Source organism: Hominilimicola sp., assembly GCF_046972485.1.
GTDB classification, from domain to species: Bacteria; Bacillota; Clostridia; order UBA1381; family UBA1381; genus Hominilimicola; species Hominilimicola fabiformis.
The window spans coordinates 1-26,960 of the sequence record NZ_JBKVWU010000014.1; the positions used below are offsets into that span (position 1 = coordinate 1).

The 26,960-nt window shown below is 39.3% G+C and carries 23 protein-coding genes; 14 read left to right on the forward strand and 9 right to left on the reverse strand.

Annotated features, from left to right (window positions below):
* On the forward strand, nt 1–1,749 hold a 1,749-nt coding region (locus ACLTU0_RS03250), incomplete at its 5' end, for a glycoside hydrolase family 2 TIM barrel-domain containing protein (RefSeq protein WP_412321386.1).
* A gap of 43 nt (nt 1,750–1,792) precedes the next feature.
* Here ACLTU0_RS03250 and ACLTU0_RS03255 read toward each other — a convergent pair.
* On the reverse strand, nt 1,793–2,818 hold the full coding sequence (locus ACLTU0_RS03255) for a sugar kinase (RefSeq protein WP_117967990.1): 1,026 nt from the start codon (nt 2,816–2,818) through the stop codon (nt 1,793–1,795).
* 143 nt (nt 2,819–2,961) lie between these two features.
* On the opposite strand from ACLTU0_RS03255, the gene ACLTU0_RS03260 reads away from it, so the two are divergent.
* Nucleotides 2,962–3,138 carry a DUF6472 family protein gene (locus ACLTU0_RS03260; RefSeq protein WP_022230376.1) on the forward strand — a complete coding sequence of 59 codons (177 nt, stop codon included), beginning with the start codon at nt 2,962–2,964 and terminating at the stop codon, nt 3,136–3,138.
* Nucleotides 3,138–4,349, forward strand: coding sequence for a DNA polymerase IV (gene dinB / locus ACLTU0_RS03265; protein ID WP_412321387.1), 1,212 nt, complete (start codon nt 3,138–3,140; stop codon nt 4,347–4,349). The genes ACLTU0_RS03260 and dinB overlap by 1 nt, the downstream gene beginning before the upstream one ends.
* Nucleotides 4,350–4,545: 196 nt before the next feature.
* Here dinB and ACLTU0_RS03270 read toward each other — a convergent pair whose 3' ends face one another.
* Nucleotides 4,546–4,839, reverse strand: a complete 294-nt coding sequence (locus ACLTU0_RS03270; protein ID WP_412321388.1) for a hypothetical protein — start codon at nt 4,837–4,839, stop codon at nt 4,546–4,548.
* A 223-nt stretch (nt 4,840–5,062) separates the two neighbouring features.
* On the reverse strand, nt 5,063–5,482 hold the full coding sequence (locus tag ACLTU0_RS03275; RefSeq protein WP_147513737.1) for a GNAT family N-acetyltransferase: 420 nt from the start codon (nt 5,480–5,482) through the stop codon (nt 5,063–5,065).
* Between the two features lie 173 nt (nt 5,483–5,655).
* Between ACLTU0_RS03275 and ACLTU0_RS03280 the strand changes: the two genes are divergently transcribed.
* On the forward strand, nt 5,656–7,824 hold the full coding sequence (locus tag ACLTU0_RS03280) for a putative bifunctional diguanylate cyclase/phosphodiesterase (protein WP_412321389.1): 2,169 nt from the start codon (nt 5,656–5,658) through the stop codon (nt 7,822–7,824).
* 41 nt (nt 7,825–7,865) lie between these two features.
* Here ACLTU0_RS03280 and ACLTU0_RS03285 read toward each other — a convergent pair whose 3' ends face one another.
* The 3 genes from ACLTU0_RS03285 to ACLTU0_RS03295 all read right to left on the reverse strand — a co-directional run bounded on the left by ACLTU0_RS03285 (nt 7,866) and on the right by ACLTU0_RS03295 (nt 9,811).
* The gene (locus ACLTU0_RS03285) at nt 7,866–8,558 is read right to left on the reverse strand and encodes an ATP-binding protein (RefSeq protein ID WP_412321390.1); all 693 of its coding nucleotides are present in this window, start codon (nt 8,556–8,558) and stop codon (nt 7,866–7,868) included.
* A 96-nt stretch (nt 8,559–8,654) separates the two neighbouring features.
* A complete protein-coding gene (locus ACLTU0_RS03290) occupies nt 8,655–9,227 on the reverse strand; it encodes a chromate transporter (RefSeq protein ID WP_118446544.1) in 573 nt (190 codons plus the stop codon).
* The gene (locus ACLTU0_RS03295; RefSeq protein WP_118446545.1) at nt 9,227–9,811 is read right to left on the reverse strand and encodes a chromate transporter; all 585 of its coding nucleotides are present in this window, start codon (nt 9,809–9,811) and stop codon (nt 9,227–9,229) included. Before ACLTU0_RS03295 ends, ACLTU0_RS03290 begins: the two co-directional genes overlap by 1 nt.
* Nucleotides 9,812–9,998: 187 nt before the next feature.
* Between ACLTU0_RS03295 and ACLTU0_RS03300 the strand changes: the two genes are divergently transcribed.
* Nucleotides 9,999–10,985, forward strand: a complete 987-nt coding sequence (locus ACLTU0_RS03300; RefSeq protein WP_412321391.1) for a diaminopimelate dehydrogenase — start codon at nt 9,999–10,001, stop codon at nt 10,983–10,985.
* Between the two features lie 54 nt (nt 10,986–11,039).
* The gene (locus ACLTU0_RS03305) at nt 11,040–13,544 is read left to right on the forward strand and encodes a DNA topoisomerase (protein WP_412321392.1); all 2,505 of its coding nucleotides are present in this window, start codon (nt 11,040–11,042) and stop codon (nt 13,542–13,544) included.
* A 20-nt stretch (nt 13,545–13,564) separates the two neighbouring features.
* On the opposite strand, the gene ACLTU0_RS03310 is transcribed toward ACLTU0_RS03305, so the two are convergent.
* From ACLTU0_RS03310 to ACLTU0_RS03320, 3 genes are all read right to left on the reverse strand, one after another.
* Nucleotides 13,565–14,032 (reverse strand): hypothetical protein, encoded by a 468-nt coding sequence (locus tag ACLTU0_RS03310; protein WP_412321393.1) that lies wholly within the window; start codon nt 14,030–14,032, stop codon nt 13,565–13,567.
* 113 nt (nt 14,033–14,145) lie between these two features.
* A complete protein-coding gene (gene mgrA, locus ACLTU0_RS03315) occupies nt 14,146–15,132 on the reverse strand; it encodes an L-glyceraldehyde 3-phosphate reductase (RefSeq protein ID WP_412321394.1) in 987 nt (328 codons plus the stop codon).
* Nucleotides 15,133–15,152: 20 nt separating this feature from the next.
* Entirely contained in the window at nt 15,153–16,154 is a 1,002-nt protein-coding gene (locus tag ACLTU0_RS03320; protein ID WP_412321395.1) for a LacI family DNA-binding transcriptional regulator, read from the reverse strand.
* Nucleotides 16,155–16,474: 320 nt separating this feature from the next.
* Here ACLTU0_RS03320 and ACLTU0_RS03325 point away from each other — a divergent pair, with 320 nt between their 5' ends.
* From ACLTU0_RS03325 to ACLTU0_RS03360, 8 genes are all read left to right on the forward strand, one after another.
* Entirely contained in the window at nt 16,475–18,322 is a 1,848-nt protein-coding gene (locus ACLTU0_RS03325) for a class I adenylate-forming enzyme family protein (protein ID WP_412321396.1), read from the forward strand.
* Nucleotides 18,323–18,456: 134 nt separating this feature from the next.
* Nucleotides 18,457–18,648, forward strand: coding sequence for a DUF6514 family protein (locus ACLTU0_RS03330; protein WP_412321397.1), 192 nt, complete (start codon nt 18,457–18,459; stop codon nt 18,646–18,648).
* A 207-nt stretch (nt 18,649–18,855) separates the two neighbouring features.
* Complete coding sequence (locus tag ACLTU0_RS03335) at nt 18,856–19,404, forward strand: RNA polymerase sigma factor (RefSeq protein WP_022230867.1); 549 nt, start codon at nt 18,856–18,858, stop codon at nt 19,402–19,404.
* The gene (locus ACLTU0_RS03340) at nt 19,388–19,732 is read left to right on the forward strand and encodes a hypothetical protein (protein WP_308456697.1); all 345 of its coding nucleotides are present in this window, start codon (nt 19,388–19,390) and stop codon (nt 19,730–19,732) included. Before ACLTU0_RS03335 ends, ACLTU0_RS03340 begins: the two co-directional genes overlap by 17 nt.
* On the forward strand, nt 19,713–20,348 hold the full coding sequence (locus tag ACLTU0_RS03345; protein WP_117968518.1) for a hypothetical protein: 636 nt from the start codon (nt 19,713–19,715) through the stop codon (nt 20,346–20,348). The genes ACLTU0_RS03340 and ACLTU0_RS03345 overlap by 20 nt, the downstream gene beginning before the upstream one ends.
* On the forward strand, nt 20,333–20,974 hold the full coding sequence (locus ACLTU0_RS03350) for a PrsW family glutamic-type intramembrane protease (protein WP_412276256.1): 642 nt from the start codon (nt 20,333–20,335) through the stop codon (nt 20,972–20,974). The genes ACLTU0_RS03345 and ACLTU0_RS03350 overlap by 16 nt, the downstream gene beginning before the upstream one ends.
* Before the next feature lie 111 nt (nt 20,975–21,085).
* Nucleotides 21,086–21,391 (forward strand): hypothetical protein, encoded by a 306-nt coding sequence (locus ACLTU0_RS03355; protein ID WP_412321398.1) that lies wholly within the window; start codon nt 21,086–21,088, stop codon nt 21,389–21,391.
* Nucleotides 21,388–26,784, forward strand: coding sequence for an S-layer homology domain-containing protein (locus ACLTU0_RS03360; RefSeq protein ID WP_412321399.1), 5,397 nt, complete (start codon nt 21,388–21,390; stop codon nt 26,782–26,784). The genes ACLTU0_RS03355 and ACLTU0_RS03360 overlap by 4 nt, the downstream gene beginning before the upstream one ends.
* Nucleotides 26,785–26,960 lie beyond the last annotated feature (176 nt).

Genomic DNA, 26,960 nt, shown 5'->3' on the forward strand with positions numbered 1-26,960 from the left:
GTTCAGAGAAATGTTATACGCGATAAAAATAGAACAAGCGTGTGCATTTGGTCGCTCGGCAATGAGGGCGGTTACGGCGTGAATTTTGAGAAAGCTGGCAGATGGGTTAAGGAATATGACTCCACAAGATTGACGCATTACGAAAGCAGTATGTGGCAGATGGAGGGACATATAAACGATACCTCAATGCTTGATGTTGAAAGTACCATGTATGCGGATTATAAGTGGATAGACAAGTATTTTGAAAATCCGGGTGAAGTGGTTTGGCACAGAGTCAGTCTTGGAAAAGGCAGTGAATACGGCGGTGCGGGCGAATGGATAAATCTTTCGGAGAGTAAACTCGGCAAGAAAGAAAAGGAACAAATGGCGGTTGTAAAACCGTATATGCAGTGCGAATTTATACACGCAATGGGTAACGGCCCCGGCGGTATAAAGGAATATATAGACCGCCTATACAGATATGACGGATTTTTCGGTGCATTCGCTTGGGAATGGTGCGACCATGCTATTGATATGGGGGACAGTAAATATTTTTACGGCGGTGATTTCGGCGAATATCCGAATGACGGTAATTTCTGCGTTGACGGACTTGTTTACCCCGACAGACGACCTCATACGGGACTTTTGGAATACAAGCAGGCTATTAAACCGTTTGCTATAAAATCATACAGCAATATTATGGTGGTGGAAAATCGTTACGATTTTGCGGAGCTTGACGATAAACTTTATTTTGAAGTCAACGGTGAAAGAATGGAATTTGATGTTCCGCCGAGAGGAAAAAAGAGCTTTCCGCGTCCGAATGGTGATGTCGTAATGGTTAAGGCATATCAAAAGAGCGACACGCTTTGGGCGAAAAAAGGATATGAAGTAGGCTTTGAACAACTTATTGTAAATGACACTGTGCCGAAACTTGAAACTGTCAATACGGACGGAAGTTTTGAAGTATCGGAGCAAGGCAGAAACATTACGATAAAAGGCAATAATTTTGAATATATCTTTGATAAATCAACAGGTAATTTCAAAAAACTTTCCGATGCGGTTACAAGACCTGTTGAATGGAATATGTGGAGAGCACCGACTGACAACGACAGAAATATTATGCATGATTGGATAAATGCCGATTATCATAGAGAACAAAGCTACGTCTACGACTGTACTTATGATGTGACTGATACAGTTACGATAAAGTGTCATAATGCGCTTATTCCCGTTGTGCAGCGCAAGCATATGGATATTGAAACCGTATGGACGATTTATGCAAACGGTATTATTGATATGCAGTCGAGCGTTAAAGTGGGCGAAAATCTGCCTGTAATTCCGCGATTTGGTTTGAGATTTTTCACTAAAGGCGAGAACGTCAAGTATTACGGCTACGGTCCGTATGAAAGTTACAGTGATAAGCACCTTTGCACATATCTTGATGAATTTAATACAACCGTTTCGGATATGTATGAACCATATATAAAACCACAGGAAAACGGAAGTCATTTCGGTACAAGATATGTTGAAACGGAAAATATCAGAGTAAGCTCGGATACTCCGTTTTCATTCAGTGCGTTGCATTACACGCAAGAGGAATTGACCGAAAAGAAACATAATTTTGAACTTGAAAAATGCGACGATACTGTTTTGTGTATTGATTATAAACAAAACGGTATAGGTCAAAACAGCTGTGGACCGCTTACACAAGAAGAATATCGCTTTGATGAAAGTGAATTTGAATTTAAAATAAGAATTGAAATTAAATAGGAACACAAAAAAGGATAGCGGCAATATGTCGCTATCCTTTATTTTATCTTACCATTTCATCTTGATGACCTGTTGCTTTGTGTGATTTAATAACGCTTTCGATTTCTTCAATACTGCTTGCTGACATATCGCCTGCAACAGTGTTTTTAACAGCTGAAAGCGCGTTGCCGATTTCGATTGCTCTTTCAGGAGTACCGAACTTGATAAGTCCGTAAAGCACACCTGCAAGATATGCGTCACCCGAGCCTATGCGGTCGATAACTTCGATATTATTGTAAGGTTCTTCTTCATAGAAATTACCGTTCATATATATTTTTGAGTTGAAATTATGGTGTGTAGGGCTTACAGCCTCACGTCTTGTTGTTGCAATAAGTGTGCAACCGTAAGTGTCGGCATAGCCTTTCATTATTTCTTCCAAAGTACCTGTTCTCTGCAACATCCTTCTTGATGTTTCTTCCGAAACGAAAAGAAAATCTACATATGGGAATATCGCCTCAACAGTCTTTTTAGCCTCTTCTTCAGACCACAAACTTGCACGGTAGTTTACGTCAAATGAAATATATGCACCTGCCTCGTGGAATTTATGTATCATTTTAATAGCCGTTTCCTTTAGTGATGGGTCAAGTGCAAGCGTAATGCTTGAAATGTGAAAAATCTTAGTTTTTGCGTATATATCCTCCGGAAGTTCGTCAAGAGAAAGTGAACAAAAACTTGAATTTGCTCTGTCATAAATTACCGATGATTTTCGCGGATAAGCACCGCTTTCATAGTAATAAACGCCCAATCTTTTTTGAGGTGAGTGGTCGTATATGATATAGTCATCGGACACGTTTCCGTAACGAATTTTATTTCTTATAAAATGTCCCATCTTGTTTTCGGGCAATTTTGTAACTATCGCCGAACGAATACCGAGCATTGCCGCACCCGATACAACGTTAAGTTCACTTCCGCCCGCATTTTTTTCAAATGTTTCGCTTTGAGAAATCTTTTCTTTGTTTGGAGGTGAAAGTCTTAGCATAACTTCGCCTAAACCGATAAGGTCAAAATCAGTATTTTCTTTAAATTCCATAGTAAAATCCTCCATCATAATGAATAATTTTATTATACAATACAACAGTGCATTTAGTCAATAATTGTTATTATTTTGACATAGACAAATTTGTTGTAAAGTGCAGGCCGTTATGATATAATCATATTCAGAGGTGTTAAAAAATGAAAACCAACTGTGAATTTTGTATGAATTACTATTATGACGATGAATATGAATGTTATTGCTGTGCGATAAATTTGGACGAGGACGAAATGTACAGATTTACGATGGGCAATAACGATAACTGCCATTATTTCAGAATGGGCGACGACTATACGATTGTAAGGAAGCAAAACTGATGGACAGAACAATACTTCATTGCGACTGTAATGCATTTTATGCGTCGGTGGAATGTGTATTAAATCCGGAACTTAAAAAAGTGCCTATGGCGGTCGGCGGTGACGAGGAAAGCAGGCACGGTATTATTTTGGCAAAGAATGAGCTTGCGAAAAAGTACAACATACAAACTGCCGAAACAATTTGGCAGGCAAAGAAAAAGTGTCCCGATTTAGTCATAGTCAGACCGCACCATGATTTGTATTACAAGTATTCAAAGCAGGTTATGGATATTTATAAACGGTACACCGATTATGTCGAGTCGTTCGGACCTGACGAGGCTTGGCTTGATGTTACGGGAAGTAAAAGACTGTTCGGTGACGGTGTGAAGATTGCGAACGAGCTTAGAAGAATTGTAAGAGAGGAAACAGGGCTTACAATTTCAGTCGGAGTGTCATTTTGCAAGGTGTTCGCAAAACTTGGCAGTGACTATAAAAAACCGGACGCGACAACTGTGTTTTCAAAATCAAATTGGAAACAGTTTATATATCCACTGTCGGTAAGAGATTTGCTTTTTGTCGGCAAAAAGACGGGTGATGAACTTGAAAGATTGGGTGTTAAAACTATCGGTCAGCTTGCAAAGTATGACGAACATATCCTTGTCAGGCATTTCGGTAAAGCGGGGAATATGCTGTACAGATACGCAAACGGACTTGACAGTGAGCCGGTTAAATCAATATACGAAAAAGAGAAAGTTAAATCGGTCGGCAACGGTATGACGTTCAGACAGGACCTTGTCGGTGAAGAAGATGTACGGAGCGGTATATATGCACTTTCGGACAGTGTTGCGGCACGTTTACGCCGAAAAAATATGAAATGCACGACAGTGCAAATATTGATAAAAGATCCGCAATTTAAGAGTATAAGCCGTCAGAAAAAACTCGAAAAGCCTACATATGTTTCAAGAGATATACGCAATGCGGCGATGGAGCTTGTAAAAAAAACTTGGAATTTAAAATTGCCGATACGAATGATGTCTGTAACGGGAACAAACCTTGTCGGTGAGAATGACGTATACGAACAGATGAGTTTGATTGAGGACAATACGGAAAATACGAAAAAAGTCGAGCAGTTTGAAAAAACGGTTGATAATTTGAAAAATCGTTTCGGAAATGTGGTTTCGCTTGGCGGAAGTATAAAAAAATATGAGGGCAGTATAAGGAAAAGACCGTAAAAGCCATAAAATCTGAATTTAATTCATATCTTGATAGGGGAGATATGAATATGTATAAAAGAAATCGTGCGAGCGGTAATTCCGGTGAGAAAATCGCTTGCGGTAAGATAATGCGTGTAAATTAAGAGGAGCAGATTTAAAATCTGCTCCTTTTTTAGTAAGTGTATTATTCGATAAATTGGAATTTTTCTGTTTTTCATTTCAAATAACGTTTCAAAATGTGCTGAATATCTCCCGAATACAAAAAACTTGTTGCAGAGGCATTTTCCCTATCAGCGGACAAGCCAAGCTTTTCAGCAATTCTGCAAGAACGCGGATTGTTCTTGCTAATATATGCGGATACACTTGTAATATTGTCCGGTATTCTATATCGCATAAACCGAAATAATCCACTAAGTACGCCGAAACGTACTTGATAGCTCGGCATAATCTCCATTTCTTCAATTATAAGATTATCACCAATAAATGAATATTGAAAATATCCTGCCAAAGTGTCCCCGTCCTCAAATATAATGAAAACTTTTTCATAAAAATGATCATTTTGATACTTTAACCAAATCGAAAAATCATCATCTGATATTGTTTCTTTAGAGTTTATAATCTCCATATTAGAGGATAAAATCGAAAACATTTTTAGTGCGAGTTTATCAAAGTCTCGCTTATTTATCTCTTTGAATAGCATAATTATCACCGCAAATTCCGATTTATCTAAGTTATTTTAAATCCTTAAACATTTTTATATGCGGACAAAATTCTTCTTTATATATTTCGCCGATTTCGGTGTAGCCGAGTTTTTTATAAAAATCTTTTGCCTGTATTTGAGCGGAAAGCTCAATATGATGTGCACCCGATTCAAGTGCTTTTTCTTCAAGTATGGCAATAACTTCACTGCCAAGCGACTGACCTCTGTATTCTTTCATAACGGCGATACGGCCGATTTTCATGCAACCGTCGAAAAAAAGTCGTCCAGTTGCACAAGGATTATCGTTTTCATCGTACAAAACAAGGTGCAAAGCGATTTCGTCAATGTCGTCAAATTCGTATTCAAAACCCTGCTCTTCCACGAAAACGGACTGTCTTATCGCTCTTGCATCCGGACTGTTATTGAGTCCTTTGGATAGTGTATATTTCATAAATTCACCCCTAACATTCCTATTATATCATACATATTGCATAAAAACAAGTAAAATTTTAAAAATTAGAAAAATATTCAAAAAAAATTTAAAATGCTATAATTAAGTATTGCAAAAACAATAAAAAGTGATATAATATAGTTGTAAGCTACACAGTGGGGGAGGCGAAGAAGATGTCAGAGGGGACAGTGGAAGAACTTCAAGAAAAAGTTCATCAACTGGAAGAAAGTTTACGAAAAGTAAAGAGTGTTGATGAACTTACCGGACTTTACAACAGGAATACATATTATGACCGTGTCAGGTGCAGATTTGAAAATGAACCGGACAGAGAATATGTTATTGTTTGTTTTGATGTTGAGAAATTCAAATTTGTCAATGACAGATTCGGTTTTGTCGAAGGTGACAGACTTCTTAGCTATATAGGCAAGAAATTGCAAGAAAGAGCCGCAAAATACGGTCTTGTAGCCGCAAGGCTTTCGGGTGATGTATTTTCTTTTATGGACTTTGAAGAAAATATTCAGCCGGATGCATTGGGTGCGGAAATTCAAAGTTGGGTAAAGGATTATCCGATTGATTTTGAAATAAGAATGACTGTGGGAATTTACCACGTTAAAACAAAAAATATCCCTGTAAGACTTATGTGCGACAGAGCAAGTTTTGCGTGTGAGTCAATAAAAAACAATTATCTTGTTAATGTTGCGGAATATAATGAAAGTGTGAAAAACTATGTTTTCTCGCAACACGAACTTTTAAACGAAAGTGAAAGGGCATTTGAAAATCACGAATTTAAAGTGTATCTTCAGCCTAAATACGATATACGAACAACAAAGGTAATGGGTGCGGAAAGCCTTGTAAGATGGCAGCATCCCGAAAAAGGTCTTATCTTTCCGAAAGATTTTATTCCGATGTTTGAGCAGAATATGCTTATTACAAAACTTGACGAATATATATGGGAAGAAAGTTGTCGAATTTTACGTGATTATATCGATAAGGGATATACCGCGGTTCCTATATCGGTGAATGTTTCGAGAATGGATATTTATTCTCTTGATTTGTCAAAGATTTTTGTAAATCTTACGGAGAAATACAATATTGAGAGAAGATATTTGGAGATAGAAATTACCGAAAGTGCGTTTACAAGTGATGAAGAACAGATTTTGAAAGCTGTTGACGAACTTCGTGAATTGGGTTTTATTGTATTGATGGACGATTTCGGCAGTGGTTATTCATCGCTTAATATGTTGAAAGATATAAGCGTTGATGTACTTAAAATAGATACAAGATTCCTTGAGGCAGGTCGTGACGGAAATACAAAGGGTAAAGAAATTCTTGAATCGGTTATAAAAATGGCAAAGTGGATTGGTTTGGCGGTAATCGCCGAGGGCGTTGAAACGGATGAACAGAAGAATTTCTTGCTTGACAGAGGCTGTAATTATGCACAAGGATTTTATTTTTCAAGAGCGATAGATGAAGAATCTTTCGGAAAATTAATCAGTGACCCAAATAATGTTGCAAGTGAAAATTTGGACAACGTATTTGACAATACGATTGAAATTGAAGAATTGCTTCATTCCGATTTTATGACTGAGGGGCTACTTAACAATATTTTGGGCGGCGTTGCATTATATTCGCTTAGTAATGACGGAAATAAACTTAATGTTTTAAAAGCAAACGAATTTTATTATTCAATAACTAAGAATTATCCGAAAAATGTTACTGCAGGCGGATATGACGGATTGGAAAATCTTCACCCCGATGACAGAAAAAAGGCAATAAAGGCATTTCGCGAATCTAAAATGGCGGGGAATAAAGGCGTTTCCGTACAAGTCAGAAATGTATTCGGTGAAGATGTTATATGGCTGTCGATTAAAATTTTCTACCTTGCAAGTCGTGAGGATTGTTCAATTTATTATGCGTCTGTTTCGAATAGCAGTGAACAAATGGGTGTTTTGAATAAACTCAATATGCTAAGACGCAGTTTTGAAACGGCACTTGACCTTATTGACGCCATTGCACTTGAGTATTATTTTATAAACAATACCATTGATGTAAAGACAAAACTTGCCGAAGGACATTCCTATATGTTTGGCACTTACATACAAAATGCACTTGAATATATTTTGGACAATAAGATTGTTCATCACGATTCGATGGACGAATACAAAATATTATGTAAGCATTTAAAGAAAAGTGATAAACCGATTAGTGTTGTGCTTGACCTCTTGTATAAAGAAGATATGTATAATCGTTGTAAAGTTACAGCGAAAACAGTTTATGGAAACGGGAAGAGAATTAAATCGGTTATTGTAATTGAAAGTACAGGATTGGATGTTAAACCATAAAAAAGAGAATGCGACAGCATTCTCTTTTTTATGTTAATAAATTAATCTAAAATTTCACCGTTTGTACCGATTGTATAAACTTGCCACGGAATGAATTTACCACTGTTTTGCAACGCTGTTTTTGCGGCATACTCAATACCGCCGCAACACGGAACTTCCATACGAACTATCGTAACACTCTTAATGTTGTTGCTTTCGATAATCGCTTGCAATTTTTCGGTGTAGTCAATATCGTCAAGTTTCGGACAACCGATTAGTGTAATTCTGTTTTTTATAAACTTGTTGTGAAAATTGCCGTAAGCGTATGCACTGCAATCTGCCGCAATAAGAAGATTGGCATTGTCAAAATACGGTGCGTTGACAGGTACAAGTTTGATTTGTACCGGCCATTGTGAAAGTTGGCTCGTTGAAACAGGCGTGCTTGTTTCGGTATTGTGCTTTATAGCCTTTGCCATACTGCCCGGACAGACAAACGCAGGCTTTTCTTGTTCTTTTGCTTTCTGCATATTTTGCTTTACCGCATCTTCATCAAATGCGGCGGCTTCACGGGTTTCAAAAGAAATCGCATTAGTCGGACAGGTAGGTAAGCAGTTTCCTAAACCGTCGCAGTAATCGTCACGCAAAAGCTTTGCCTTGCCGTCAACAATTCCGATTGCACCTTCTTGACAGGCATCGGCACAAATACCGCAACCTGTACATTTATCTTCTTCTATTTTTATAACTTGTCTTATCATAATAATCCTCCGTTTTAATATGTTTTTTCGACAATCACTATTATAATACAAAAATCAATAAAAGTCCACTATTTTAGTGTAAATTTTAAAGAAATATTATACCATTCCCAAAAGCATATAAATCAACGTTCCGACAACACCACTGCCAAGAATAATTGTAATTGCGTTCGTTTTAAATTTTCTGAGTAAAAACAGCGCCACAAGGAATATACCGAGTTCGACAAAACGAATATCTTTTAACGATGCAGAAAAAATATCGGTTTGGAAAAGTGCGAGCATTAGTATAGATGTGCCTGCGGAGGTTATAAGTGCGACAACAGCAGGACGAAGGGCGGATAAAACCGTCTGAACTCCGCCGACAGTGCGGTATTTATAGTAGAAATACGCGAGTATAAAGCATATGACAAATGACGGAATGATACAGCCGAGCGAGCAAAGCAACACACCGCCTATACCGGCGATACGCATACCGACAAATGTTGATGAATTTATGGATATAGGACCCGGGGTCATTTCCGCAACAGTGATAAGGTCGGAAAATTCCTCCATAGTCATAAGGTGGTGTATGTTTACTATTTGTTCCTGAATAAGCGGAATTGCGGCATAACCGCCGCCGACGCTGAACAGACCGACTTGTATAAATGAAAAAAATAATTTCAGTAAAAGCATTATCCAATCTCCTTTTTATGTTTCTCTTTTAAAACCGACACAAGTAAATCGAGTAGGCCTATTCCAAGACATACGAGTATGACTATCATAGCGCTTACCCCTAAAAAATAAGTACATACAAACGCAATAATCATCATTGCGATATATAAAATTCTGCGGGTTTTGAATACGTTTTTCGCAAGATTTATAACAACGTCAAATATAACTGCCGCAACGCCTGCACGCATAACTTGAAGTGCAACTGCTATGTATTTGTTTGTTCGGAATTGGTTATAGAACAGAGATATGATTGAAAGTACAATCATAGGAGGCAATATTGTGCCGAAAACAGCTGAAAGCGAGCCTAAAATTCCCGCCATTCTGTAACCGATTATAACAGATGCGTTGACGGGCAGCGGACCGGGTGCAGACTGAGTTATTGCGGTCACGTCAAGCATTTCGTCCTCATCAAGCCATTGCAGCTCCTCAACAAATTTTTTCTTCATTAATGAAACAATTACAAATCCGCCGCCGAATGTACATGAGCTTAAAACAAACATAGACTTAAATAATGTCCATAATATCCACGCTTTACTTTTTTTCATTATGTAAATTCTCTCCTATTTTATTTTTAACGATTATATTATATCATTCTTTTTTGTGTTTGTAAATTCATAGGTCAGAATAAGATGTTAATAATTTTAAAAAAATTATAAAAAAATATTGTTTTTTGAAATAAAATCTGATAAAATGTAAGGCGGAGTTAATTTTTAAAACAATGGAGTGATACAAATGGCAATTAAAATAGGTATATTGGGATACGGCAATCTTGGCCGCGGTATTGAATGTGCAATCAAGCAAAACGATGATGTTGAGCTTGCTGGTGTATTCACAAGACGTGATCCGTCAACTGTTAAGATTATGACAGAGGGCGTTAAGGTTTATTCGGTTGATGACGCTCCTAAGATGAAGGACGAAATCGATGTTATGATTCTTTGCGGCGGAAGTGCAACAGACCTTCCGAAACAAACACCGGAATATGTTAAGTATTTCAATGTTATAGACAGTTTTGATACACACGCAAAAATTCCTGAACATTTTGCGGCAGTTGACGCAGCTGCAAAGGATAACGGCAACGTTGGTATAATTTCAGTAGGTTGGGACCCGGGTATGTTCTCACTTAACCGTCTTTATGCAAATGCTATACTTTCAGACGGTAAGGACTATACTTTCTGGGGCAAAGGCGTGAGCCAAGGTCACTCAGACGCTATCAGAAGAATTGACGGAGTTAAGGACGCAAAGCAATATACAGTTCCTGTTGACTCTGCACTTAAGGCAGTAAGAAACGGTGAAAACCCTGAACTTACAACTCGTCAAAAGCATACGCGTGAATGTTATGTTGTAGCGGAAGAAGGCGCAGATAAGGCTCGTATAGAAAATGAAATCAAGACAATGCCTAACTATTTCTCAGATTATGATACAACTGTAAACTTCATTTCAGAAGAAGAATTAAAGGCTAACCACAGCGGTATTCCTCACGGTGGATTTGTTATCAGATGTGGTAAGACAGGTTGGAACGGTGAAAATAGTCACATTATTGAATACAGCCTAAAGCTTGATTCAAACCCTGAATTTACTTCATCAGTGCTTATTGCATATGCAAGAGCCGCATATCGTATGAGCAAAGAGGGACAAAGCGGTTGTAAGACTGTATTTGACGTTGCACCGGCTTACCTTAGCAAGCTAAGCGGAGAAGAACTTCGCAAGAATCTTCTATAATAAATAACACAAGCAAAAGCCGTCTTAGGACGGCTTTTTTATCTGAGAGGGAATATGATTTTAGTAATAGCCGAGAAACCGTCATTGGGCAGAGATATTGCGGACGCACTGCCGGGACAGGTTACAGAGAGAAATAACAGATTTATACGAAAAGGCGACTATGCGGTCACATGGGTATTCGGTCATATGCTGAGCCTGAAAGAACCGGAAGACTATGATATGAAATATAAAAAGTGGTCGCTTGACGATTTACCGATATATTTCGACAGTTGGGAACTCAAAATGGGGGAGGACAGTAATTCAAACAGAAATTACGAAACCAAAGCACAGCGTGTCGGACTTATAGGCGAGTTGCTTGAAGAATCGGAATCTGTTATACATGCAGGCGATCCCGACGAAGAAGGACAGCTTTTAATTGATGAAATTCTTAGGTGGTTTGATTATAAAAAGCCTGTTAAAAGACTTAATACCGGTGATACGACACGCGGCGGCCTTGTAAAGGCGCTGTCACATATGACGGATAACAACGACAGCTTGAATGAGGGTTGGTCGGCATATGCGAGAAGTGTCGCAGACCTTATGATCGGCGTCAATATGAGTCGATTTTTTACATGCTCAAATTCAGGCGTTTTGCTTGCGGTCGGTCGTGTTCAGACACCGACTTTGGGACTTGTCGTAAAACGTGATATGCAGATTGAGGGACATATAAAGACTGTGTATTATGATATTTTTGCCGATGTAAATGTTGAAACGGCTGACGGAAATAAAACCGTTACCGCAAAATATACAAAGAAAAAACAAAAGGGTACTGAAAATAAGCAAATAACTGAGCTTGACGAGGCGGAAAAGATAAAAAATGACCTTATAAACAAACGGTTTGACAATATTAAAATCGAAAAGAAAGTCGTAAATGAAGACCCGCCGTTGCCGTTTAACCTTGTAAAATTGCAAAGTTATTGCAGCAGCCACTTTGGGTATAACCCTGCCGATGTTATGGATATTACGCAGTCACTTCGTGAAACATATAAGGCGATAACGTATAACCGTTCGGATTGTCAGTATCTGTCGGAGGAACATTTTAAAGAGGCGCCTAAAACGTTGGCACAAGTTGTGCAGAATATTAAATTCAAGCCAAGCGAACTTGACCCGACAATTCATTCAAAGTGTTTTAATGATAAAAATATCACCGCACATTTTGCGATTATTCCGACAAATAACAAGGTTGATTTGAACAAGCTTACAGAACGCGAGAAAAATGTATATCTTGCGGTGTGTAAATATTATATGGCACAATTTTTGCCTAAGGCTGTTAAAGAAAAAACAAAAATGACGATTGAACTTGACGGAGAATATACGCTTGTGGCATATTCGACAGTCGTTTTGAAAAAAGGATATACGGCGATATTCAAGGATATAAAAGTCGAAGAAGTTACGGAACTTAGCACTATTGCGGACGGTATGTATTCGGGAACTGCGATTGACGCACGGTTTGAGGAAAAAGAAACAAAACCGCCGTCACGATACACAAAGGCGACCTTGAACGAGGATATGACAAGGATTGCAAAGTATGTAACTGATCCCGAAGTCAAGAAAATGCTTTTGGAAAAGGATAAGGATAAAAAAGGCGAAAACGGCTCAATCGGAACTTCCGCAACGCGAAGTACGATTATCGACAGCCTTATAACAAAAGGCTATGTTGCCGAAGACGGAAAACGGCTTATTTCAACGGAGCTTGGACGTGAACTGTACCGCATATTGCCCGATGAAATCAAGAAAGCTGATATGACGGCAAAATGGTGGGCGATACAAGAAGATATTCGTTCCGGCGATAAGACGTATAAATCGCTTACCGACAATGTGCTTTATACGATAAAAACAGTAATTTCCAATTCATATCCTGCGGTAAATCAAGCCGTTATGACAAAGGCGGTAACGGAAAAATATCACGAAGTAATCGGAACTTGTCCGCTTTGCGGCGGTAACGTTATAGAGGGAACAAGGGGATTTGGGTGCAGTAATTGGCGTGAGCCGATGAACTGTAAATTCACTGTTTGGAAAAATCAAACAAAAGGTATGTTCTCAAATGTCACAATAACTTTGCCTATGGCTAAAAAATTGCTTGCGGGTAAAAGTGTCAGAATGAAAAAACTGTTGAAGAACGACGGCACGACATTTGACGCTGATGTTGAATTGAAAGTAGATAAAGAATCGCAATATCCCGTACAATTTGTTTTTGCACCGCCGAAACCGCTCGGAAAATGTCCGAAGTGTAACGGTGACGTTGTGGAAAGTATGAAAGCGTTTTCGTGCAATAATAACTGCGGATTTATTATATGGAAGAAATCCGATAGGGGATTATTTAAGAAAACAACAATAACTCAAACAATGGTCAAAAAATGGCTTGCGGGTGACAAGGTACGATGTAATAAGCTTATGGGTAAAAACGATACGGAATTCAAAGCGGACGTAACTATGAAATATAACCCCGACAGCGTGTATAATGCACCCGATTTTACATTGGAATTTGTGAATGACGAGAAAAAAGACGTATCTCAATAAAATGAGATACGTCTTTTGTTTTAAACTAAAACAGAATGACCGCATTTTTTGATAATTCTTTGGTTAAGCTCAGTTGCAAAATTGTTCATAACATTTTTGTTTGACGCACAAACCGATGTTTTAGCACCTGATTTTAATGTTATTTCCAATTTGTGATTAGAACCGGCATATAAAAACAACAAAGGTAAAATTATTGTACAGCAAGTGAGAATTGCCAAACATATATGATACCAAGTAAATACTTTTTTGACGTGCATAGCGGCTATATCGTCATATCTGACAATAGGCATTTTGTTTGCTTTTTTAGGGAATGTCTTGACTTCCATACAATCATTCTTTGCAAGAATGGTATATTGAATGTAGGTAACAATTAAAGCGAAACGCATACCTTTTGTGGTTGAAAAAGTGTATTCGGTATAGTCGTCGCTGTTGTCAACGGCTGCGTCGGAAACTGTGGGTTGTTCATAGTTTAAATCTTGTGTACTCATTATAAATTCCTTCTTTCATTTGTATTGAATTTATAATACCATATTTAAGGATTTTCGTAATGGACCTGTGGTGATAAAATAAACCCCATCTATAAAACAGATGGGGTTTTAGATTATTTCAATGCGTCTTCGATTGCGTTAAGTTCGTCTTGTGTGAAGTCAAGATTATTTAGTGAGTTGACATTCTCAATAATCTGAGAAGATTTTGACGCGCCAAGAAGAACACTTGTAAGTTTACCGCCTCTCAAGTTCCATGCACAAGCCATTTGAGCAAGCGACTGACCTCTGTTTTCGGCAATCTTATTCAGCTTAACAATCTTTTCGATTTTATCGGCTGTAATGCCCTCTTTTGTAAGGAACGGTGAACTCTTTGCGGCTCTTGAGTCGGCAGGAATACCGTTTATGTACTTATTTGTAAGAAGTCCCTGTGCAAGTGGGCAGAATGAGATTGAACCTATACCCTCGTCTTTTAGAACGTCCTGCAAGCCGTTTTCAATCCAGCGTTCAAACATATTGTAACGCGGTTGATGAATAACAAGTGGAGTGCCAAGTGACTTCATAATTTCAGCCATTTGCTTTGTTTGTTCTGCGTTGTAGTTTGAAATACCTACATAAAGTGCCTTACCGCTTCTTACGATATGGTCAAGTGCCGACGCTGTTTCCTCCATAGGGGTGTCAGGATCGGGACGGTGATGATAGAAAATATCAACATATTCAAGTCCCATACGCTTTAAGCTCTGATCAAGACTTGCGATAAGGTATTTTCTTGAACCGTGGTCGCCGTAAGGTCCGTCCCACATACCGTAGCCTGCTTTGGTTGAGATGATTAATTCATCACGATACGGCGCAAGTTCGTGTTTCAAAACATTACCGAAATTTTCTTCGGCACTGCCCGGATACGGACCGTAATTGTTTGCAAGGTCGAAGTGAGTAATGCCAAGGTCGAAAGCTGTTGTAAGCAAATCAACCATATTGTCATAACTGTCGTTACTGCCGAAGTTGTGCCATAAACCAAGCGAAAAAGCAGGGAGTAACAGACCGCTCTTTCCGCAACGGTTATATTTCATTGTTTCATATCTTTCTTTGTTTGCAATATACATTTTCAAAATCCTTTCTTATTTTATATGTTGATTTTTGCGGAGTTTCTTGCAATAATGTTTTGTTCGATTATCGAAGAAACAGCACTTTTTTTATTAATTAAATCCATCAGCATTGAAAAACAACGCTTTGCCAATTCGTCGATGTTTTGACTTACTGTAGTGACCGATGGGATAAAGTACGCAGATGAAAGCGAATCGTCAAAACCTGTGATTTGCATATCGTTTGGAATGTTAATTCCGTTTTCATGTGCAGCACTTATAATTCCTTGTGCAATTAAATCGTTGGACGTAATAATTACATCGGGGAGTGAGGTTATAATTTTCTTCGTGAACAGTCTTCTTGCGGTTTTCAGTTTGTCGCCGTGCAGGCTTTCTTCTAAAAATATCACCGAAGTTGTGTCGCTGTAATTTTTTAATGCATCGGTATATCCGTTGTATCTGTTCAAAAGATTGCTTTGACCGGTCGGAGTTTCACCAACATACATAAATTTTCTGCAACCCGATTTATAAAGTGAATCAACCATTTCTTGAACGGTTTCCTTGTTGTTGAAAGTAACAGACGGAATATTGCCGACTTTTCGGTCGCCTGTAACTATAGGAATAGATTGTGTGGCGATGCTTTGTATAAGAGGAATGTCGGAATTGTCACCGATAAAAATAATACCGTCAATACGTCGCTCCAAAAGTGCTTTTATACTGTCCTTCTCTGCTTTTAAATTGTGTCCGCTTTCGGTAAAAAGTACGGTATAGTCAGACATACGAGCGTATTTGAGTATCGCTGACGCACACGTTGCGTAAAATTCACCTGAAATGTCGGGGAATACAACGCCTATACTTTTGCTTTTTTCACAACGCAGACTTCTTGCAGTTGTGTTGGGTGTGTAATGCAGTTCTTTTACGGCGTTTTTTACGCGTTTGCAAGTATCGTCCGAAATTGAAGGATTACCTGAAAGTACGCGTGAAACGGTTGAAGGCGATACTTTTGCGAGTTTTGCCACATCTTTTATTGTTACTTTTTGCAATATTTCACCTCCTGTGCAATCGTTTGCGTAAATAGGCGTTTAAAATGCACAGATTAAATTTTGTATCTGTGCAATCGTTTGCATAAATAATATCATATGATTTCTAAATTGTCAACAGTTTTTATGAAGGTGTATATTTTTAGAATATATCGTTAATCATTTAAAATGGTTAATATTTTCACAATATTTATCAAATATTGTGAAAATGAAACAATCAGATATATTTTTAAAAATAATTACAAAAATACTTGATTTAATAGAAAATGGGTGATATAATGACAACAACATTTATAAGAAAAATAATGAAAGGAAAGAAAATAATGCAAAAGGAAACTAAGAAAGAAAGATTTGACAGAATTTCAGAGGCAAGAAAAATTAAAATACTTGACGGAATTCGCCTGCTTGAAAACTGCTCAAACAAATCAAATTACGAATACACAAATGATGAAATAGAAAACATATTTGCAGACATTGAAAAAGCCTTACATTCGGCAAAAGCAAAATTTACGGCAGATACAAAGCAACAACGTATAGATATGTTTAAATCTGAGTTTGAAAGAGAATATACGTGGCTTAACGGATTTATGAGAAATGTTTACAGATTTGCAGATAAAGAGGCTATGATTTCTCCCGAAACAAAGACTGCTTGGACATATTCTGAACTTAATTCAGAAGCAAACCGTTTTTCAAATGCGATTTTGGAAGCAGGAATAATAAAAGGCGGAGTAGTGATGTTCCAACTTTTGAATTGCCCGGAATTTGCGTTTGCATATATCGCTTGCCATAAAACAGGTACAGTAAGTTGTCCGATAAATTTCAGATTGTCAGCCGGTGAAATTGCAATAACTATTGAGGACAGCAGACCGACAGTATTTATATATGAATCAATCAACAAAGACGCTGTTGAACAGGCACTGAAACTTTCAAAATTCACACCGAAAGTGATAATTATGGTGGACGAAGGAGGAGCGGCTCCTATACCTGGTACGGTAAAATATTCGGATTTTGTGAAGAATGCATCGGCAGAAAATCCGAATTTGAATTGGAATCTTTCTATATATGATGAAACGACAAGACTTTATACATCGGGAACAACAGGCAGACCAAAGGGGGTTTGTATAACAAGTATTAACGAAGTGCTTTCGGCGCACGATGTTATGATACATTTCCCGTTCTCGTCAGAGGATAAGTCTATGAATACAACACCTTGGTTCCACAGAGGCGGTTTGCATTCGGGCGGTCTTACACCGACATTTTATGCGGGTGGATGTGTTACGATAATGCGTAAATTTGACGCGGCTTTGACGCTTAAATATGTGGAAGATTATAAGCTTTCGTTCATAATCGGTGTACCGGCTGTTTTGGAACGTCTTACGGAGGCTCAGGAGAGAAACGGCAGAGATTTGAGTACACTTCACGGTATCGTTACAATGGGTTCGCCGCTTGAACGTGCGGCTTGTATGCGTTATCAGAGAGTGCTTACACCGAGAATATTCAATGGCTACGGAACAACCGAAACTTTCTGGAATACATTTCTTAGACCGAACGATTTACCTGAAATGGCGGGTACAGCGGGCAGAGCTTGTACTGATGATGACGTGCGAGTAGTAAAGGTATTTGAGGACAGACGTGCCGAACCTCACGAGATTGTTGCTAAAGATAATTGCGAAGTGGGTGAAGTGATTATCCGCTCACACGCAAAATCAGCGTATTTCTACTATAATAATGAGGGTGAAACGGAGCGTAAATTCCATAACGGATATTTGTACACAAACGACCTCGGTACTTGGGACGAAAATCATTTTATTACTATCGCCGGAAGAAAAGACGATATGATTATTTCACAAGGTGAAAATATTTATCCTACGCAGATTGAAGAAGTGCTTAATTCACATCCGAAAGTTGCGGACAGTATCGTTACAGCCGTTCCCGATAAAGCACACGGCGAAATTGTTACGGCTTATATCGTAAAAGCAGATGAATCGCTTACTGTTGACGAACTTGAAGAATTTTGTAAAAACAGTCCTATGATTTCAAACTATAAACGTCCGAGATATTATAGATTTACAGCGACTATACCGACAAATGTTACAGGTAAGAAACTTCATTATAAAATTAAGGAAATGGCAAAGAATGATCTTATAAACGGACTTTTAATTCGTGCATAAAATAAGGGTGGTGTAATACCACCTTTATTTTTTCGGTAATTTACAATTTATTTACAAAATATCAAACAATATTGTAATTTAGTGGTATATGTTGTATTATATAACATAGGGGGGAGAAAGGACTAATATACAATATGTATACAATTTTGCAAGAAGAAAAGAATATTGAGGGAGTGGTAAAGACTACATACGGCATCAAATGTGAGGAAACAGCTGTTAATGACGTGTCACCAAACAAAAAAGAGGTGACAGAATTAATCGACAGACTGAACAAATACGAATTGTCACCCTGTCATCTGCAAGATGTAATTGAAGATTTTATCTGACAGAAAAAGCAAGCATTGTTTGTAGCAGTAGCTTGCTTTTTTTGTAACTTTAATCGGAGGTGTTTGTTACTCGAAATACTAAACAGTCGCTCATTGACGGAAGGGGAAATGTATGATACAATTCAATATAGATTTCTTGTATCGCATAACGTCACATTCTGTCAGAAAAGCTAGCTGACAAATAAAACTGAGAAAGGGATTTGTTTAATGATGGATACAACTATAATTTATAACGATTACCTTTCGGGCGATGCAAAGGCTCTTGAAAGGCTTATGGAGATTTACGGTGACAAGCTTACGCTGTATATAAACGGATATATAAAAAATCTCCACGATTCGGAGGACTTGTTGATAGAAGTTTTTGCGTATCTGATCAGCAAACGGCCGAATATTAAAAGCAGTTTTGAAAGTTACATATATAAAGCGGCTCGAAATCATGCACTGATGTTTTTGAGAAAAGCAAAAAGACATATCATTCTTACAGAGGAAGAAATGAATTTTTGCATAGAAAATACATTTGAAGATGAAGTGTGCATTGCGGAGCGAAACAAGCGGATTTATGACTGTATGGAATATTTGCCGTCCGCTCAAAAAGAGGCTCTTTATCTTGTATACATTGAGGGAATGAGTTACAAAGAAGCCGCTGCTGTTTTAAGAAAGTCGGCAAAACAGATTGATAAGCTGTTGCAACTCGGCAAAAAGAAATTAAGACCTTTACTTGAAACGGAGGGGATAAAAAGTGCGTTCAACGACTGAAAGAATAAAACTGGCGAAAAAACAGGCTGATGAAATAAAAAAACAGCGCAACGAAAAAAGACATAGACTGGCGGTCATCTCGTGCTATTCGTTTGGCATTGCTTTAATCGTAGTTATATCGGCACTTGTATGTAATTTGAATTTTGCGGGATTTGAGCAGACGCCGATGCATGACACAGCCAGTATTTTTGCCAACAAAGGCTTTTTGGGGTATGTTGTTGTAGGGATTTTGGCGTTTTTACTTGGCATTTCGGTAACTTTGATGTGTGACATTCTTCATAAAAGAAATAAAGAGAGGAATGAGGGGAATGACAGAACTGACAGATAATCTTTTACAGCTTTTCTGCGTTTTTATCTGCGGATGCTGCTCCTGTATTTCGGCAATACGAAACAGAAGTTACAATCGCCTTTTGGTATTGCTTTTTTACCTGAGTTTCGGAATGGGGCTTGCCTATTGGGTACTGTATCTTATATTGTTAGGCACTTCTCCGCTTGTGTTCTGTGTTTCGGAACTGAGCTGGACGGCATCGTATATTTTTCTTACTTTACGTCTTTATGCAGATGTACCGAAAGAAAAACATAAAAAGAAAGCGATATTTTGGATTTTACCGTTGTTTTCTCTGGGTATGGGTATTTTCTTTTGTTTGCGGGGCAGTTATTTTGAGAACATCTTAATGGGCACAGCAATGGGAATATTGGGCTTTTATGCGGTAAAAGGTATATATTTTGCAAAAATTCAAAAACAGACGGGTAAGCTGTGGATTTTTGCGGCGGCTTTGATTTTTTATGCGGCAGAATATCTTTTGTGGGGTTCTTCGTATTTTATTGCGGAAAACACCTTTATAAATCCGTATTATTTGGTTGACATATTTATAATGAATCCGGCTCTTATTCTGATAGCCGTTGCACAGAGCAGGGAGGAAAAGCTATGCCGTACAATATAGAAAATATATTTATATGCCTTGCGGCTCCGTTTTTGCTTGCCGCACTCGGTACAAATACCGGTAACAGAAAAAATTACATTTTTATAGTTCTCGGATTTGTCTGCTGTATTATATCCGCCTATTTGAATACATTTTTTTCGGTACTTTACGGTGCACAGGAAACATCTGCTGTATTGGAAATATCACCAGTTATAGAGGAAACGGTAAAACTCATTCCTCTTTTGTTTGGTTTGATTGTTTTTGAACTCCAACCGCAGGAGGGGGATAATATTATTTTTAATATTGCAGTGGGATTTGCTACCTTTGAAAATATCTGTTACCTTTTGGAACACGGAACAGGTAATTTGTTTTATTTGTTAGTACGCGGTTTTTCGACCGGAGCTATGCACATTACATGTGCTTTTATAATCGGGTACGGACTTAGAGTATTCCGCCGACCCGCTGCGTTAAAGGCATCCGGCATTTTTGCACTGTTGTGCGTCGCGATTACATTTCACGCAATGTTTAATATGCTTATGAAAACCGACGGTTTAATAAAGCAATTTGGATATGCGGTTCCGATTGTTTCTTGCCTTATTCTGTTTCTGCTGAAATACCGTTTCAGAAAAATAACTGATTCAAAATAACTCTGTTTTATTCAGACCGGAAAAAATCCGGTCTTTTTTGTTTTTTTAGGGGGAAATTTTATATTTTCAAGCACCTATATAATAAAAGGGTGGATTGAGGAGGTGTGTGAATTGAAATCTAATGCGGAAAGAATGAATTTAGTTTTCGCACGTGCGAAAAAGATAAAATATTGCAGGGAGACAAAAAAGTTGAATTTCTGCAAAGTGGCAACCGCCCTGCTTTCCGTTCTTTTGCTGTGCTGCACCGCATTATTTCCGACATCGTACAAAAGTGCGGCGGTTGCCGGTTATTGCGGTGCAATTCTGCTGATTGACGGAATGTGCGGATATGTGCTGACAGCAGTTGTGACTTTCATAATCGCAACGGTGATTACCGTAATGTGTATCAAAATAAAAAACAGGAGGGACAGAAAATGAGCAAAAAAATAGTGTCGGTGATATTATCACTTTGCATCATAGTTTGCGCGCTGCCGATGAATATTCTTGCGGCGCCCGAGCAAAACGAAACACTTACCTTTAACGGCGGTAAAACGCTTCTTCTGCAAAACGATTACATAAGCTTTTATTTCTACGATTTGCAGTATCAAACCTATACGGCAACGGTTCCGAGGGCAATCGCAAAGGAAACAGGCGAGGTTTTTACACAGGATCTTCAAGCCCCCGGCTGCGAATTTAATGTTTATACCGGCGGAGGAAATAAGAAGACAACCTATCCGTCTGTCACACTGCAAAAGGCGGAGTTTGTGTCCGAAACGCCGAACGGGAAAAATACCGCAATTAAGGCAGACTACAACATGGACATAGGTCTGTACGATATTCCCGGAACTCCGTACGGCACAATAATACCGACAAAAGTAACGGTTTATCACGAGCTTGTATGTCTTGACAAAAAGGATAAAACAGCTTGGGGCGTTTTGACAACCGTTGGGGATATACAAATGAACAGCGATGCTTTATTCGGACATGATTTTTACTTTGAGTGGTGGTATGTGATAAACAGTTTCACCGGAATGGGTCACGGTGAAACCGCAAACAGCCCCGGAGGTCCGGCGATTAAGATGGATCGCACAACAGTAACCGAAAGCGGCGAAAAAACAACGAAAAGTTCGGTTGTAACAGGCAAAATCGATGATATGTCAACGAAGCATGTTCCAAAAGGGTATACCTCGTGGGGCGATGTAGACGGCGTTTATGTTAATGAAATTTACACAGACGCATATCCGTGGGCAAATCCGTTTGTCGGTCTGTCCGATTACTACGATAAGTTCGATATTGTGTACTGCGGAGATTCTCCGCTGCGTGTAAGCTTGCCACAGACAGTTACAGTGAAGCCGAACGATTTTCCTGTTCTTACATGGGTGGAAAGCAAAAGCTACTGTGGCTTTGACATTGACGTAAATACGGAAATGTCGGTCGGTGCGCAGTATCTGTGGGGTTATCGCAATCTGAAAACGCTGAGCGAGGAGCTTCCGACAAAGCCTGACGAAATATCGTCAAGTTTTTCCGCAAAGCGTCTTGCGGTATTTGAGTCGAACGGTGCAATTACCGTTGAATATGTCTCGGATGACGCTGCACTTGAAAGTTTGAAAAAGAAATATAATGCGTCTCCTGTTGCACAAATAGCCGGCGAGTATAAAAGCACGAACGGTTCTTCTTTTGAATTTACCGGCGGAGCGGCAACGCTTTCTCCGTCTGTGACGGCAACGTGGGACGAAAATAATGGCGGAAAGTTGATTGTTTACAAAGACGGACGAATCGAACAGCACGGCGTTAATTTGAACGCTCCGTCATTCAAATTCTATCAGCCGCAAAACGGTGCGGAAGACTCTTTGAAAATTACAATGTCAAAAGAAGGTCTTTCATTTGATATTGAACCCGACAAAAACGACGCAGTGATTTTTGTCGATATTCCGTATGCAACGACAAAGTTGGAAAAAGCAACCGCAGATGCGGACGGCAACCTTGTTTTTAACGGTGAAATCGGATTCAAAACAGTATTTGACGGTGCTGAATTTTCGCTTGAAAAGTTGGGTTACGGTTTAGGAGAAAAGACAGTAAACGGCAAAAAGAAATATGAATTTAAGGTAAACGGCGTAAAAGCGAAAGGCAGCTTTGATACCGCCGATTTAATGGCGTTGGAACTTGCAAAGGTTGAGGGTGAAGTAAACACATTTAAGGGTGAGGAGCGATATGCGTTCAGTCTTGAACTGAATGCCTTTGACCTTTTTGAAACCGAGGCGGCACTTGCTCTTGAACGCAGCAATAACGGCGCTCTTATCCCTGACGAGTTATGGTTTTATGTAAAATCATCACCGGGAATTGTACTTGTTCCGCCTGTTCCGATAGGACAGCTTAACGGCGGCGGTGCCGGTTTTAAGGATCTTGCCGCAACGGTAAATGGCAACTATCTTGCCATTCCTCCTATTAAATTACGCGGTGCATTGACGGGAACATATCTGCATCTTGTTGAAGGAACAGGTAACGTTATTATAGGACCGAGCGAGATTTCACTAAAAGCAACCGATGTTAATCTTGTAGGTGCAGGCACGGCAACGCAGATTGTCGACAGCTTCGGCTATTCCTTAAAATTAAACGGACAGGAACGCAGTTATAAAGGTAATACATATGAAGGCGTTTATTTCGGAGGCTCAAAGGAGCTTGCATTAAATCTGCCGAGTAAACAGATAGACGTTATAACGTTTGATTCTTCTATTGAATTGGGTGCTTTCGGCGGAGTGAATAACAGCAATGATTATCTGTATCTTGCAATCGGTGCAAACGGCACGGTTGCAGGCAGAGTGCAGATTCCAAAAAGTAGTCCCGTCCTTGCCGGCAAAGGGTTTAACGTCGGAAATATCAATCTCATCGTAGGCGGTCAGACGGCATTCCCAATCAGAAACGTCACAGTTGAGGAGGGGATGAAGCAAGCCTTCCAAAATGTCGATGTGTACCTCGGCGTGGTGGCTGAGGTAGGAGGTTGGTTAGCCAGCGCTCGTGCATGGGTACTTGTGCCGAAAATCGTAGAGACCAACTTCCGCAAAGGCGGCGGCTGGGATATTGAATTTAAGATTTTAGGCTATATGCCTGAATGGAACTGGGCAGATAAAGGTGTGTCACCGGTTGTAAGTATGCTTGCGGAAGACAGCGATGCGAATTTTGCGGCGGTGCGTGATGAGAACTTTGTGCTTGCAAACACCGGCGTGAGTCGGACGGAAATCTCAGCAAGTGCCGGTACAGACGAAGCGCCGTATATCGTACTTGCCTTTGACGGAAATCTAACCGAGGAGCAGATCAAAGACAACCTAAAGATTTTCAATGATAGCAACGCTGAGCTTAATATCGACTGGATGACTGATGACAGTCAGTTTAATCCTGACGAAGATGTCAGCGCGACGACTATTGCAGATATGGAAAAAACAAACGCTGACGGCAAAAAATATCGTCTGGCTCTTCTGCGACTTAAAGAAGGTGGCAAGTATATCGTTGATGCAGGCGAGTTGACCTTTACCGATGAAAAGGCATTTTCTGTTGAGCCGTTTGAGAAGTTGGCTCTGACACTGACTGACAATCAAATTTCCGGTAAGGTGAAGTATGCCGTGGATAATACGCCTTACGTTATCCGCACTTATTTTTCAAACGAAGAAGGCGGAGCGGACTATATGATTTCAGAACAGGAAATCAGTGATACCTCAAATATTGAACTTTCCGTTCCTACATCGGGTGCGATAGCACCGACAGGTGAATATTATGTAACAGCCTTTCTTATGACGAAAAAGCAAGCAGATCTTAACGGTGACGGTAATGAGGAAGACGCACTTATTGCTATTGATAATCAAGCGTTTAATACAAAAGTTGCATATACCAATGTAAACGAACCGTCCGCACCGACAGATGTTACTCTGCAAACATCAGGAAATGAGGTGATGCGTGCGGAGTGGAATGCGTCAGACAATGTTGACGGTTATAGTGTGAGAATTTATGAGGGAAAAGACGGAGAATGGACAGACACAGGATTTGGATATGATTTGGATAAAGACACGACAGCGGTTGATATGGCACTAACTGTCGGAGGAAACGGCGTTCGTGTAAATGAAAACGGAGATACCGCAGAGTCTGTTCCTGCCGAGAATTTGTTGCCTGATAAGACATATAAAGTCGGTGTTCGTGCATACAAAAAATCGGAAAACGGAAAGTATTACAGTAAGGAAACCGAATCCACAGGCGAATTTCTTCCTAAATATACACCTATGGATATAGCACTTTCGATGAACGGTAACGAATGCACTGCCGATGAAAACGGCGTTTATCACGCGTATATCGGCGGCGGTGACAATACTTTGTCTGTGAGCGGATCGGACGCTGATGCGACATTTAAACTGACAAGAATGGACACAAATGACCAAATACCAAACGAAAACGGTGAAAACACCTTTGCAATTCCGGAATTTGAGGGAAGTTTGATGTTCAAGATTGACGGTATTTCCGGCAAGGATGTAACAAGTGTATTCCTACTTATTAATATGGATAAAGAACCGCCTGTTCTGACACTTTCATCTGATATATTTTATGCAGACAATGAAAGCGGCGACTATACGATAACAGGAATATCAGATGCGGGTAGCAGAATTATGTACGGCGATAATGAAGAAGTTGTTGCAGGCAGTGACGGTAAGTTTGCTGTTTCGGGAAAACTCTATGAAAGTCAAACAAGCGGTGTTATTATGCTTTGTGCACAGGATTTTACCGGAAATACTTCAACGCCGCAGACTGCACTTGTTATAAAGAAAATATCAAACACCGTAACGGTAAATGGCAGCTATGCGGAAAATTCGGGTAGCGGAGAATATTCAGAGGGTGAAATGGTAACGATTAAGGCCGGCGAACGCAGCGGATATAAATTCAGCGGTTGGACGACAGACGACGGTGTACAGTTTGCGGACAGCAAGTCGGCAGAAACAACATTTACAATGCCGAGTAAAGCCGTAACTGTAACCGCTAACTGGACGAAATCAAGTGGCGGTAACGGAGGCGGTAATGTACATTATACCGTTTCATTTGAAACAAACGGCGGTAATGATATTGCAAGCAAAACCGTTACAAAAAACAGTGTTATAAAAGAGCCGGAATCACCGATAAAGGCCGGATTTGACTTTGAGGGCTGGTATACCGATAAGGGACTCAAAACAAAATATGATTTTACTGAAAAGGTAACAAAGAACTTCACTCTATATGCGAAATGGACGGAAAAGGATAACGGTGAATGGAAAAATCCGTTTACCGATGTTAAGGAAAATGACTGGTTTTACGATTCGGTGAAATACGCGTATGAAAATGACTTGATGAAGGGCATATCAAACACAGAATTTGCACCTGACAGCGAAGTTACCAGAGCGATGTTTGTAACGGTTATCTATCGTATGGAAAATGAGCCACAGACGGGAAAATGTGCTTTTACTGATGTTGAAAGCGGCAGCTATTACGAAAGTGCAGTTGCTTGGGCGAATGAAAACGGTATTGTTTCGGGTATTTCTGAAGATTGTTTTGCTCCGAACGAGCCAATTACCCGTGAACAGATGGCGGCGATTATCTATCGCTATGCAGAGTTTAAAGGATATGACATAACTACAAGCAGCAACACATCTTATACGGATAACGACAATATTTCGTATTATGCAAAGGACGCTGTAATATGGGCGGCTGAAAAGTCCGTTATGACAGGTAATACAGACGGTAGCTTTGCACCGAAAGCAAACACGACAAGAGCACAGGTTGCTTCAGTATTTATGCGTATGGTTGAAAACTTAAAATAAAATATTGAAATTCCTCTCATAAATAATGAGAAAAAAGACCGCTCGGAATAGAGGTGAAATGCCTTTATTGACGAGCGGTTTTTGCTTGCGATAAATTCACAAATCAGTTGGATTACCTGACACCGGAGCATCCTCATACTGAAAAAACAATAAAAAAAACCGAGTGACATACAAGA

What these genes read in the sequence shown, in the direction of transcription:
- ACLTU0_RS03285 (WP_412321390.1), bottom strand. Translation starts at nt 8,558, where the DNA reads ATGATAAGACAAGTTATAAAAATAGAAGAAGATAAATGTACAGGTTGC.
- ACLTU0_RS03310 (WP_412321393.1), bottom strand. Translation starts at nt 14,032, where the DNA reads ATGAGTACACAAGATTTAAACTATGAACAACCCACAGTTTCCGACGCA.
- ACLTU0_RS03345 (WP_117968518.1), top strand. Translation starts at nt 19,713, where the DNA reads ATGACAGAACTGACAGATAATCTTTTACAGCTTTTCTGCGTTTTTATC.
- ACLTU0_RS03330 (WP_412321397.1), top strand. Translation starts at nt 18,457, where the DNA reads ATGTATACAATTTTGCAAGAAGAAAAGAATATTGAGGGAGTGGTAAAG.
- ACLTU0_RS03295 (WP_118446545.1), bottom strand. Translation starts at nt 9,811, where the DNA reads ATGAAAAAAAGTAAAGCGTGGATATTATGGACATTATTTAAGTCTATG.
- ACLTU0_RS03305 (WP_412321392.1), top strand. Translation starts at nt 11,040, where the DNA reads ATGATTTTAGTAATAGCCGAGAAACCGTCATTGGGCAGAGATATTGCG.
- ACLTU0_RS03325 (WP_412321396.1), top strand. Translation starts at nt 16,475, where the DNA reads ATGCAAAAGGAAACTAAGAAAGAAAGATTTGACAGAATTTCAGAGGCA.
- ACLTU0_RS03360 (WP_412321399.1), top strand. Translation starts at nt 21,388, where the DNA reads ATGAGCAAAAAAATAGTGTCGGTGATATTATCACTTTGCATCATAGTT.
- ACLTU0_RS03280 (WP_412321389.1), top strand. Translation starts at nt 5,656, where the DNA reads ATGTCAGAGGGGACAGTGGAAGAACTTCAAGAAAAAGTTCATCAACTG.
- ACLTU0_RS03290 (WP_118446544.1), bottom strand. Translation starts at nt 9,227, where the DNA reads ATGCTTTTACTGAAATTATTTTTTTCATTTATACAAGTCGGTCTGTTC.
- ACLTU0_RS03260 (WP_022230376.1), top strand. Translation starts at nt 2,962, where the DNA reads ATGAAAACCAACTGTGAATTTTGTATGAATTACTATTATGACGATGAA.
- ACLTU0_RS03335 (WP_022230867.1), top strand. Translation starts at nt 18,856, where the DNA reads ATGATGGATACAACTATAATTTATAACGATTACCTTTCGGGCGATGCA.
- mgrA (WP_412321394.1), bottom strand. Translation starts at nt 15,132, where the DNA reads ATGTATATTGCAAACAAAGAAAGATATGAAACAATGAAATATAACCGT.
- dinB (WP_412321387.1), top strand. Translation starts at nt 3,138, where the DNA reads ATGGACAGAACAATACTTCATTGCGACTGTAATGCATTTTATGCGTCG.
- ACLTU0_RS03255 (WP_117967990.1), bottom strand. Translation starts at nt 2,818, where the DNA reads ATGGAATTTAAAGAAAATACTGATTTTGACCTTATCGGTTTAGGCGAA.
- ACLTU0_RS03350 (WP_412276256.1), top strand. Translation starts at nt 20,333, where the DNA reads ATGCCGTACAATATAGAAAATATATTTATATGCCTTGCGGCTCCGTTT.
- ACLTU0_RS03300 (WP_412321391.1), top strand. Translation starts at nt 9,999, where the DNA reads ATGGCAATTAAAATAGGTATATTGGGATACGGCAATCTTGGCCGCGGT.
- ACLTU0_RS03275 (WP_147513737.1), bottom strand. Translation starts at nt 5,482, where the DNA reads ATGAAATATACACTATCCAAAGGACTCAATAACAGTCCGGATGCAAGA.